This window comes from Pseudomonas sp. LBUM1676 (genome assembly GCF_059695605.1).
The window spans coordinates 1303774-1315722 of sequence record NZ_CP166777.1 but is presented as its reverse complement, the minus strand read 5'-3'; the positions used below and the strand labels follow the sequence as shown (position 1 = coordinate 1315722).

The 11949-nt window shown below is 61.2% G+C and carries 9 protein-coding genes and 1 pseudogene; 8 read left to right on the top strand and 2 right to left on the bottom strand.

Annotation, left to right across the window (positions count from 1 at the left end; translation table 11 throughout):
- Positions 1-174: 174 nt before the first annotated feature.
- Positions 175-1134: a glucokinase gene (locus ACA041_RS05985; RefSeq protein WP_497440293.1), complete on the bottom strand. Its 960-nt coding sequence runs from the start codon at positions 1132-1134 to the stop codon at positions 175-177.
- Positions 1131-2957, bottom strand: a complete 1827-nt coding sequence (gene edd, locus ACA041_RS05980) for a phosphogluconate dehydratase (RefSeq protein WP_497440292.1) — start codon at positions 2955-2957, stop codon at positions 1131-1133. The genes ACA041_RS05985 and edd overlap by 4 nt, the downstream gene beginning before the upstream one ends.
- Before the next feature lie 220 nt (positions 2958-3177).
- Here edd and gap point away from each other — a divergent pair, with 220 nt between their 5' ends.
- The 8 genes and pseudogenes from gap to ACA041_RS05940 all read left to right on the top strand — a co-directional run.
- Positions 3178-4179, top strand: a complete 1002-nt coding sequence (gene gap, locus ACA041_RS05975; protein WP_497440291.1) for a type I glyceraldehyde-3-phosphate dehydrogenase — start codon at positions 3178-3180, stop codon at positions 4177-4179.
- Between the two features lie 99 nt (positions 4180-4278).
- Entirely contained in the window at positions 4279-4743 is a 465-nt protein-coding gene (locus ACA041_RS05970; protein WP_497440290.1) for a methylglyoxal synthase, read from the top strand.
- Positions 4744-4820: 77 nt separating this feature from the next.
- Positions 4821-5339, top strand: coding sequence for an RNA polymerase sigma factor (locus ACA041_RS05965; protein ID WP_497440289.1), 519 nt, complete (start codon positions 4821-4823; stop codon positions 5337-5339).
- A gap of 84 nt (positions 5340-5423) precedes the next feature.
- Positions 5424-6389 carry a FecR family protein gene (locus tag ACA041_RS05960; RefSeq protein ID WP_497440288.1) on the top strand — a complete coding sequence of 322 codons (966 nt, stop codon included), beginning with the start codon at positions 5424-5426 and terminating at the stop codon, positions 6387-6389.
- A gap of 122 nt (positions 6390-6511) precedes the next feature.
- On the top strand, positions 6512-9103 hold the full coding sequence (locus tag ACA041_RS05955; RefSeq protein WP_497440287.1) for a TonB-dependent receptor: 2592 nt from the start codon (positions 6512-6514) through the stop codon (positions 9101-9103).
- Positions 9104-9232: 129 nt separating this feature from the next.
- Positions 9233-9859, top strand: a complete 627-nt coding sequence (locus ACA041_RS05950) for a biliverdin-producing heme oxygenase (protein WP_497440286.1) — start codon at positions 9233-9235, stop codon at positions 9857-9859.
- A gap of 70 nt (positions 9860-9929) precedes the next feature.
- Positions 9930-10331, top strand: a complete 402-nt coding sequence (locus ACA041_RS05945; RefSeq protein ID WP_497440285.1) for a YbaN family protein — start codon at positions 9930-9932, stop codon at positions 10329-10331.
- 297 nt (positions 10332-10628) lie between these two features.
- A pseudogene (locus ACA041_RS05940) lies at positions 10629-11909 on the top strand (methyl-accepting chemotaxis protein); the annotation flags it as partial.
- Positions 11910-11949: the final 40 nt, after the last annotated feature.

Sequence of the window (11949 nt, the reverse complement as noted above, 5' to 3'; positions counted from 1 at the left end):
GGGCGGCGTCCTTGTTATTTGAGTTGGGCGGATTATGCCTTAAGCACGAAATCTACAAACACCGCAGAACCAATTGTGGGAGCGAGCCTGCTCGCGATGGGGCCATCACATTCAACATCCTTGTTGACTGACACACCGCCATCGCGAGCAGGCTCGCTCCCACAGGATCGCATTTCAGGCTGGAATGGACTGATCCAGCGCCACACCCGCGCCAACAAGGCCCGAATACGGCGCCGTCACCAGCCACACCGGAATGCCCTTGAAGTAATCGCTCATGCAGCCCTTGTCGGCGAAGCACCGGGCAAAACCGCTTTCGATGAAGAAGTCGGCAAACCGCGGTATCACCCCACCGACGATGTACACGCCACCGCGTGCACCGGTGGTCAGCACATTGTTGCCGGCCACGCGACCGAGCCAGCAGCAGAACTGCTCAAGCACTTCCAGGGCAATCGGATCACCCGCCAGGCCGGCGGCGGTAATCGATTCCGGGGTGTCGAGCACGGCGTCGTGGCCGTCCACCGCACAGATCGCCCGATAAACCCGTGGCAAGCCGCTGCCACTCAACGCCGTTTCCGCGCTGACATGCCCGATCTCGGTGAAGATGTGTTGCCATAGCTGGATTTCGCGCCGGCTGCTCAAGGGCAAGTCAACGTGGCCGCCCTCCCCCGGCAACGCAGCGAACCGGCCTTCGCCCAGGTCCAGCAAGGTACCGACGCCAAGACCCGTGCCGGGCCCGATCACCACCGCGGGCCGCAACGGTTCCGGGGTACCTTCGCAGACCACGCGAAATTCGTCCGGCTGCAAGCGGGTCATGCCCAGGGCCATGGCCGAGAAATCGTTGACCAGCAGCAGTCGGTCCACCTGCAACAGCTTGCAGAACCCCTGGCGACTGAGCCGCCAATGATTGTTGGTGAACTTGAACTCATCGCCGCCGACCGGACCGGCCACCGACAGGCACACCGAACCGATCGACCCCGGCGCCAGGCCGAGCCCGCTCAGGTAGAGGCCGATGGCCTCTTCCGGGCTGGCGTGGTCTGCCGTCGCCAGCACCTGGATCGACTCCAGCTGCTGGTTTTTCCACAACGCGAAACGTGCGTTGGTCCCACCGATGTCACCGACCAAAGCCAGTTTCAATTAAGCGTCTCCAGGGCAGAAGTAAAGGCGCTGGCGCCCTGCTCTGCGGAGCTGAAGGCCATGCGCATGAAACCAAACAGTTCGCGACCGCTGCCGATGTTATTGCCCAACAGGCCCTTGGCAGGTTCGCGCGCTGCGAATTCCTCGGCGTCTACCTTAAGCTCCAGAGTGCCCTCGACGCCATCGACGCGGATGATATCGCCCTCTTGCACCCGCGCCAAAGCGCCGCCCACGTAAGCTTCGGGGCTGACATGAATCGCCGCCGGGATCTTCCCGGAAGCACCGGACATACGTCCGTCGGTCACCAGTGCCACTTTGAAGCCACGATCCTGCAGCACGCCGAGGAACGGCGTCATCTTGTGCAATTCCGGCATGCCGTTGGAGCGCGGGCCCTGGAAGCGCATCACGGCAACGAAGTCCTTCTCCAGCAAACCGGCCTTGAACGCATCGGCCAGGTCCTGCTGATCCTGGAACACCATCGCCGGTGCTTCGACGATCTGGTTTTCCAGAGCGACCGCCGAGACTTTCATCACGCCCCGACCCAGGTTGCCTTCCATGACGCGCAAGCCACCTTCAGGGGAGAACGCGCGTGCCACCGGCCGCAGGATGTTTTCGTCGAGGCTGTCGGTCGGGCCTTCGCGCCACACCAGCTCACCATTATCGAGGAACGGTTCCATGGTGTAGCGGCTCAGACCGTGGCCCAGCACCGTGTTGACGTTCTCGTGCAGCAGCCCGGCTTCCAGCAGTTCGCGGATCAGGAACGACATGCCGCCCGCCGCCTGGAAGTGGTTGATGTCTGCTTTGCCGTTCGGGTAGACGTGGCTCAGGGTCGGCACGACTTCGGAAAGGTCGGCCATGTCCTGCCAGGTCAATTGAATGCCCGCCGCCATGGCGATGGCCGGCATGTGCAAGGTGTGGTTGGTCGAACCGCCAGTGGCGTGCAGGGCGACGATCGAGTTCACCAGTGAACGCTCGTCGACGATTTCGCCGATCGGCATGAAATGGCCGTTCTGCTTGGTCAGGCGCGTGACCTGATGCGCCGCTTCGCGGGTCAGGGCATCGCGCAACGGCGTGTTCGGGTTGACGAAAGAGGCACCCGGCAAGTGCAGGCCCATGACTTCCATCAGCAACTGGTTGGTGTTGGCGGTGCCGTAGAAGGTGCAGGTGCCGGGGCTGTGGTAGGACTTCATTTCCGACTCCAGCAGCTCTTCGCGGCTGGCCTTGCCTTCGGCGTAACGCTGGCGCACATCGGCTTTCTGCTTGTTGGAAATGCCCGACACCATCGGTCCGCCCGGCACGAAGATCGTCGGCAGATGACCGAAACGCAACGCGCCCATCATCAGGCCCGGGACGATCTTGTCGCAGATGCCGAGCATCAGCGCGCCGTCGAACATGTTGTGCGACAGCGCCACTGCGGTGGACAGCGCGATCACTTCGCGGCTGGGCAGGCTCAGCTCCATCCCCGGCTCGCCCTGGGTCACGCCATCGCACATGGCGGGGGTGCCACCGGCGAACTGACCGACGGAACCGATTTCGCGCAGGGCCTTTTTGATCTGTTCAGGGAAGACTTCGTACGGCTGATGCGCCGAGAGCATGTCGTTATATGACGAAACAATTGCAATGTTGGCGGCGTTCATCATCCGCAGACTGTGCTTGTCGTCGCTGCCGCAGCCAGCCACGCCGTGGGCGAAGTTGGCGCATTGCAGCTTGCCGCGCATCGGACCGTCGCTGGCGGCACCCCGAATCAGTGCAAGGTAAGCCTCACGTGTGGCGCGGCTGCGGGCGATAAGCCGTTCGGTGACCTCAAGGACGCGGGGATGCATGTGTAGAACTCCAGGCTAACGGATGTGGCGACCTGATTGTCTATGCTGATCGAGGGCCGTTGTCGATGGGATGACAGACGGTTTTCTTGATCGGTCGGACCAGTTGGTTCAGGTCACTCGTTGTAGATTGAACAAAATATTGCCATTAAAAAGGCTTGTTTTCTATTTTTATGCGAATAATCTTGTAATTCCAACAACAAAACGACGGCGGCCCTGTTAAATGACTCTTCGAATCGCAATCAATGGTTTTGGCCGTATTGGCCGTAACGTGCTTCGCGCACTGTATACCCAAGGCTATCGCCAGGACCTGCAGATCGTGGCCATCAATGATTTGGGCGACAGTGCGATCAACGCTCATCTGCTCAAGTACGACACTGTTCATGGCACGTTCGACGCCGATGTCCAGCACGACCGCGAGAGCCTGACCGTCAACGGCGACCGTATTGCCGTCAGCGCCATTCGCAACCCGGCCGAGCTGCCCTGGGCCGCGGAAAAGATTGACGTCGTGTTTGAATGCACCGGGCTGTTCACCGACCGGGCCAAAGCTGCCGCGCATATTAGCGCCGGCGCGCGCAAAGTGATCATCTCGGCCCCGGCCAAAGGCGCCGACGCCACCGTGGTGTATGGCGTTAACCACGACATTCTGCGCCAGTCGCATCAAATCATTTCCAATGCTTCGTGCACCACCAACTGCCTGGCCCCGGTGGCCCAGGTGCTGCACCGCGAGCTGGGGATCGAAAGCGGCCTGATGACCACTATTCACGCCTATACCAACGATCAGAACCTGACCGACGTTTACCACAGCGATCCGTACCGCGCCCGTTCGGCGACCCAGAACATGATCCCGAGCAAGACCGGCGCTGCCGAAGCGGTCGGCCTGGTGCTGCCGGAACTGGCGGGCAAACTGACCGGCATGGCGGTGCGTGTACCGGTGATCAATGTGTCGCTGGTGGACCTGACGGTGCAGCTCAAGCGCGAAGCGTCGGCGGATGAAGTGAACGCGCGGCTCAAAGAAGCCAGCCAGCATTCGAAGATCCTCGGCTACAACACCCTGCCGCTGGTCTCCAGTGACTTCAACCATAACCCGCTGTCGTCGATTTTCGACGCCAACCACACCAAATCCAGCGGCAAGCTGCTCAAGGTGCTGGCCTGGTACGACAACGAATGGGGCTTCTCCAACCGCATGCTCGATAACTGCCTGGCGCTGTGCAACGCAGAGTAAGCGAAATTTGCTCATAGGAGCTGGCTTGCGGGCGAAGGCGATCTCACGGGCGCCCTCGCGGGCAAGCCAGACGCCCCCCGTTGCCTATGGAACAACCCCATGATCGGTATCAGCTTTACGCAAAAGACCGTGGCGGCGCGCAAGCGTATCGCCCTGGTTGCCCATGATCATTGCAAAGTGTTTTTACTGGAGTGGGCCGAGCGCCACAAAGACAAGCTCGCACAACATGAACTGGTCGCCACCGGCACGACGGGGTTGTTGTTGCAACAACGTCTCGACCTGCCCGTGGAAAGCATGATCAGCGGTCCACTGGGTGGCGACCAACAGCTCGGCGGGCGCATCGCCGAGCAACGGGTCGACATGCTGGTGTTCTTCTGGGACCCGTTCGAACCGCAGCCCCACGACCCGGATATCAAGGCTTTACTGCGGGTCGCGGCGGTCTGGAACATCCCCGTCGCCTGCAACGAATGCAGCGCCGACTATCTGCTGAGCAGCCCGTTGATGGACCAGGCGCATCAGCAACGGATCCCGGATTACGCAACCTATCTGTTGGGCCGTGCATAAACCTTCACAATTGAGCACTTGACCACTCGAGCGGATGATAAGCATTATCATTCGCTCGAAATGGATCAGGTCCTCCCGTGAGTCAATCGCGTTTCAATCACGTCTTCATCGCCCAGCGAGTCTCGCTGCTGCGCACGTTGGAGCGGATGGTCAATAATCACAGCACCGCCGAAGACCTCCTGCAGGAAACCTACCTGCGCGTGACCCGGGCGCTCAGTGAACGGGCCATCGATCACCTGGAACCCTTCGTTTTCCAGACCGCGCGCAACCTGGCACTGGACCATCTGCGTGCGCGCCGTATCCAGTCCAGGACAATGCTCGACGACGTTCCGCCGGACGTGGTGGAGAGCGTCGCGGCCCCCGCCAGCAGTGCCGAGGATGCCGCCTATGCCGAACAATTGCTGGAGCGTTTGAACGTGAGTCTCAGTGAACTCAGCAGCCGCCAGCAGCAGATCTTCATCCTCAGCCGCCTGCACGGGCACAGTTATCTGGAGATTGCCGAGAAACTCGACGTATCGTTGAGTACCGTGCAGAAAGAACTGAAGCTGATCATGGCGATCTGCATCGGTGTCGCCGAGCGCCTGAACAGCGACTGAGCCCGGGAGGCTTTGCTACCCTTGCCTCTCTTCCAGGCTTCATTAAAAAATACAGCGGTGCACAGACACTGCCGAGGAAACACCGTGACGGACACCCGCCGCTCGCCTCCGCCTTCGCCGGCGCAGGACTCCGCAAGCGCGATGGACCAGGCTCTGGACTGGCTGATCGTGCTGGGCAGTCCGAGCGAGGAACAGACCCGACAATTCCATGAATGGCTCGCCGCCGACCCCTTGCATGGGCAAGCGTTCGCCAGGGCCCAGGCCATCTGGGACGGCCCGCAAGTCGTGCAGTGCGCGCAAAACATGGCCGCGCGGCCACCGAAGGTGAGCGTGCTGTCGCGCCTGCGGCCGCACTGCAAAGCCCTGGCCACGGCCGCCGTGCTGATTCTCGGCTTGTTCAGCTTCAGCAACCTGCCGATGCGCCTCCAGGCCGATCACTTGACCGTGGTCGGCGAGCGTCAGCGCCTGCAGCTGGAGGACGGTTCGAACGTCCTGCTCAATACCAATTCAGCCTTCTCCAGCACCATCAACGATCAGCAACGTGTCGCCCGTTTGTATCAGGGCGAGGCCTTTTTCGAAGTACCGGCCCATCGCGGCCAGCCGCTGGAAATCGATGCTGGCCCGGTCAAGGCCAGCGTGCGCGATACCGCGTTCGCGGTGCGCTATCTCGATGGCGTGGCACAGGTCCGGGTGCAACGTGGCGCCGTCGACTTGCAAGCAACCCGCAGCGACGCGCGGGTCCGTTTGTCCGCCGGGGAAAGCATCCGCATCGGTCCCAACGGTTTCGATCGCCCGGCCAGGCTCGATGCCGCCACCGAGCTGGCCTGGGTCCAGGGCCGACTGGTGTTCGAAAACTGCCCGCTGAACCAGGTGCTGGCGGAACTGCGTCGCTATTATCCAGGCTGGATCATCAACACCAACGAACAGTTGGCCGACGTCGCGGTGACCGGCAACTATCGCCTCGATCAGCCGTTGGACGTGGTTCGTTCACTGGCCCACATCACCTCGGCCCGCCTGCAGGAATTCCCGGCGCTGGTGATCCTGAACTGAATGAGAATTATTTTTACTCGATAGCCAATGTTCGTACGTCTCGTTATAGCCAATGCAATTGATTCGCATCTCGACATGCCAATCAGCACCTATAAAGATTCGTGCGACCCGGAGCGCTATCGATGTCCTCTCGCCTCACCCGCCAGTCCTCTTCACCTTCGCGCGTGCTGTCGCTGCTCACCGCCGCCATCCTGATGGCCGGCAGCGCGCCGCTGATGGCGGCCACCGCCGACGGGCAGCCGACCCGCAACATCGGCGACTATTCGTTCGCGATCCCTCAGCAATCGCTGGTCTCGGCACTCAATGCCTTTACCGCCGTGACTGGCTGGCAAGTCGGCTTGCCGGCCGAACTGGGACAAGGCGTGGCATCGCCGGGTGTACGCGGCTCGCTGCCGCCGGAGAAAGCCCTGGATCGCCTGTTGGTGGGGACCAACCTGAGCTATCGCAAACTGGGCAACACCAACATCGTGCTGGAGAAGCGCAGCACCGGCAGCGCTATCAACCTGCAACAGATGACCATCAGCGCCACTCGCCAGGAACAGAGCGTGGAAAGCGTGCCGGCCACCGTCACCGTTCACACCCGTGAAGAACTGGACCGCAACAACGTCAACACCATCAAGGATCTGGTGCGCTACGAACCGGGTGTATCGGTGGGGGGTGCCGGCCAGCGCGGTGGGATCAGCGGCTACAACATTCGAGGCATCGATGGCGACCGGATCCTGACCCAGGTCGACGGCGTCGAGATCCCCAATGGTTTCTTCAACGGCCCCTACGCCAAGACTCAACGCAACTACGTCGACCCGGAAATCATCAAGCGCGTGGAAATCCTGCGCGGCCCGGCCTCGGTACTCTATGGCAGCAACGCCATCGGCGGCGCGGTCAGCTACTTCACCCTCGACCCCGACGACATCATCAAGCCTGGCCAGGACGTCGGTGCGCGCCTCAAGACCGGATACAGCTCCGCCGATGAGAGCTGGCTCAAGTCCGCCACCGTCGCCGGTCGTGTCGATCAGTTCGACGGTTTGCTGCATTACAGTCAGCGTGACGGTCACGAAACCGAATCCTATGGCAGCCACAACGTTACCGGCCTGGCGCGCACCGCGGCCAACCCGGAGGACGTCAGAGCCAACAACGTACTGGCCAAGATCGGCTGGAACTACAACGACGATTCGCGCCTGGGCCTGACTTACGAGAAGTACAAGGACGACCGCGACAGCGACCTGAAAAGCGCTTACGGCGGGCCCTTCTTCAATGGCCAGCCGACCCTTCCCGCGAGCATCCTGCCGGGCGGCATGTACCAGTGGCGCACCGGTAACGACACGGTCACTCGTGAGCGTTTCGGCCTGGAACACAGCTTCGCCCTCGACAGCCTGCTGGCGGACAACATCAAATGGAGCCTGAACCATCAGGTGGCCAAAACCGATCAGAGCACCGCCGAGTTTTACTACCCGGTCTCGCGCCAGGTACTGCGAACCCGCGAAACGCTCTACGAGGAAAAGCAGTGGGTACTGGATGCGCAACTGGATAAGGCTTTCAGCCTCGGCGACACCGAGCACCTGTTGACCTACGGCACCACCATCAAGCAACAGAAAGTCACCGGCTCGCGCAGCGGCAACGGCACTTGCCTTGCGGTGTCTGGCAGCTGCCGGGTCATCGGCGCGGTCAGCCCGGGCGATGTGCTGAGAAAATCCAGTGACTTCCCGGACCCGACCATCAACACCTACAGCATGTTTGCCCAGGATCAGATCAGCTGGGATAAATGGACCTTCCTGCCGGGGCTGCGCTACGACTACACGCAACTCAAGCCGCACATCACTCAGGAATTCCTCAACACTGTGGCCGCCGACGGTCGCGGCGCCGTGAGCGACGAGAACAAAACCTGGCACAAGGTTTCACCCAAGTTCGGCCTGACCTATGCCCTGACCGATCAATACACCTGGTATGGCCAGTACGCCGAAGGTTTCCGCACGCCCACCGCCAAGGCACTGTACGGACGGTTCGATAACACCGCCGCCGGTTATCGCGTGGAACCGAACCCGGACCTCGATCCGGAAAAAAGCAAAAGCTTCGAAACCGGATTGCGCGGCAATTTCGAGCACGGCTCGTTCGATGTGGCGGTGTTCTATAACAAGTATCGCGACTTCATCAACGAAGATGCGATCACTCCCGGCTACGACGAGCTGGCGTTCCAGAGCAACAACATCAAGCGCGCCACCATCAAGGGCGCGGAGATCAAGGGTCGCTTGAACCTCGATGCCTTCGGTGCGCCACAGGGCCTGTACACCCAGGGTTCGGTGGCTTACGCCTACGGTCGCAACAACGACAGCGGCGAGCCGATCAATAGCGTCAACCCGATGACCGGTGTGTTCGGCCTCGGTTACGACCAGGACAACTATGGCGGCCTGCTCAGCTGGACCCTGGTGAAGAAGAAGGACCGTGTCGACGACAGCAACTTCAACACGCCGGACGGGGTCAGCAGCCAGTTCAAGTCTCCGGGCTTCGGCATGCTCGATCTGACCGGCTTCTACAAGGTGACCGACGACGTGACCGTCAGCGCCGGCCTCTACAACCTGACCGACAAGAAGTACTGGCTGTGGGATGACGTGCGCGGTTATGACGGCGTTGGCGAGGCAGCCGTGATCAATCCGGCCAATCTTGATCGCCTGACCCAGCCGGGGCGCAATTTCGCGGTCAATCTGGTCTGGGATATCTGATCCTCGCAACCTCACTACGCGGCTGTCCAGCGCCGCGCAGCGAGGATTTTTTTACTCTGCCGCGACGGCTGGTTCGTCTAGTTCATTAACGACAGTCATCCAGCACCGACTTCTCAAGGAAAGAACAGCATGGCCTCCCAAACTCCCGCTTCCGATGCCAGCCAGCCAACGGTCCCGCGCTCCCAGCGCATCAGAGAGCTGACTCACGACCTGCACAAACGTCTTGAAGATACCGTCAGCGAATGGGCGCCTACCGAAACGCATGCCGGCTTCACCCGATTCGTCCAAATGCAGTATTTGTTCCAATCGGAAATCCAGGCGCTGTACCACGACGCGGAGCTGATCAAGCTCTTTGCGGACTTGCCTGAGCGCTGCCGCGTGAAAGCGGCCGAAGCCGACCTGGCAGATCTGGGGTCGGCTATCCCTGAAGCCGTTCCAGGCGCAATACAGTCCCCCACCCGGGCTCAGGCGCTGGCCTGGATTCGGGTTTCGGAAGGCTCGAAACTGGGCGCAGCCATCCTGTTCAAACACGCTGTAGAGCTGGGCTACAGCCAGACCAGAGGAGCACGCCACCTGGCAGAACCGCAAGGTGGTCGCGCAAGAGGCTGGAAAGCATTCAATGCCATCTTCGACAATCTGCAACTGAGCGCCGAAGAAGAAGCCCAGGTGGATCAGGCCTCCAGAGATGCCTTCGCACGCCTGGAGTTGCTGCTCAGGACAGTCGGAACACGCGCGACCAATGCTCAGCCGGCTTAAGTAACAGCCGCCGTAACTGCCAAAAAAACCGGTCGCTGAACACGACCGGACACCCCCGCGTATGTTGGTCATGACTCAACTTCCAGACTCTACTTCAAAACTCGCCCGGTTCCTCTTCGGCCTGCTGGCCTACGGCAGCCTCGGCATCGGCCTGATCGCCATCGTCATACCGGGCTTGCCGACCACCGAGTTCATCCTGCTCGCCGCCTGGGCCGCCACCAAAAGTTCGCCGCGCCTGAGTGCCTGGCTGGAAAACCATTGGCTGTTCGGGCCGATCCTGTGCAACTGGCGCAATGGCAAAATCATCGCGCGCCGGGCCAAGGTCAGTGCCACCGTCAGCATGCTGCTGTGCGCCGGGTTGATGCTGGTGATGTTCGAGCATGGCTGGCCGGTTTACCTGGCGATCGGCGGTATGAGCCTGGGCAACCTGTGGATCTGGTCACGGCCGGAATCGATCCCCCGACCTATCTGATACTACCCGCCCCCTGTGGCGAGCGAGCTTGCTCGCGCTGGGCTGCGAAGTGGCCTCAAGCTCTTGCCTGAGCGACATGTGCGCAGGTTTTTACGCCTGCTACGCAGCCGAACGGGAGCAAGCTCCCTCGCCACAGCCAACCCAAAGCCCAGGCCAATCTGGAGCTGACCACTCGTCGGCTTGCTCTCATGTAAACCTGCCCCACGCCGATGGTTCAGGAATGGCGCTGAATGGACTTGGCGAACCGGGTCGGCCCCGACCTGCAGCCAACACCTCATCCATTCTCGAGTTCGCCCTATGTTCGACGCTCTCTCCATCCGCCTGAAAATCGTTCTGCTGTCCGGCCTGTGCTTGCTGGGCGTGGTCGTGCTGATCGTCGGCATGAACATCTACCAGACCAATCGCAACGATGAATTGGTCAGTGCCTCCAGCAGCAAGATGTTCACCGCCAGCGTGCAGGATTTGCTTCAGGCCAAGGCGGCCGGGCAAGCGGTACGGGTGCAGAAGACCTTTGGCGAAAGCCTGCTGGTAGTGACCGCCCTGGCCGATCAGATCAAGGACATGCGCGCCATGGCCGCCAAGCATTCGCTGGAGGCCGGCGCCCTGCGTGAAGAGTTGAACCACAGTCTGAAAACCGCGTTCGAGCGCAACAGCAAAGTGCTGGGGATCTGGCTGGCATTCGAACCCGACGGCCTGGACGGCAAGGACAGCGAATTCGTCAACGATGCGGCTCGCCAGTCCAACGAAGCCGGCCGTTTCGCCAGTTACTGGAGCCGTGCCGGCGGTGCCGGGATCAATACGATCATGGTCGAAGACGACATGACCAAGACCACCTTGAGCCTCAGTGGTACACCTTATAACAGCTGGTACACCTGCCCTCGCGACAGCAAGCGCACCTGCCTGCTGGACCCGTATGCCGACACCGTCGCCGGCAAGGAAATGCTGATGACCACCATCTCCGTACCGCTGCTGGTGGATGGCAAATCCATCGGCGTGGTCGGGGTGGACATCGCCCTCGACTCCCTGCAAGCGGCGGCCGTTGATTCACAGCGTGATCTGTTCAACAACGCCGGGCACATGCTGATCGTTTCTGGCAGCGGTGTGCTCGCCGGATACAGCGTCGACGCGAGCAAGGTCGGCAAAAGCATCGGTGACACCCTGGGGAAGGACGGCAAGGACGTCCTGCAATTACTCGGCGAGGGCACACCAAAAATTCTCCAGCAAGGCGACCTGATCCGTGCGGTGTACCCGGTCAGCCCGATCCCCGACTCCAAAGCCTGGGGCGTGGTGATCGACCTGCCGAAACACGTGCTGCTGGCCGACTCGTTGAAGCTGCAAACCGTACTCGATGACGCCCAGCAAAGCGGCACAATCAAAGCGCTGCTGGTGGCAGTCGTTGCCGGCCTGATCGGCCTGTTGCTGATCTGGCTCACCGCGTCCGGCGTGACACGGCCGATCAACCGCGTCGCCGAGATGTTCAAGGCGATTGCCAGCGGCGACGGCGACCTGACTCAGCGCCTGCACTACAGCAAGAAAGACGAACTGGGCGAGCTGGTCAACTGGTTCAACCGCTTTCTCGACAAGCTGCAGCCGACCATCGCGCAGATCAAACAGAGCA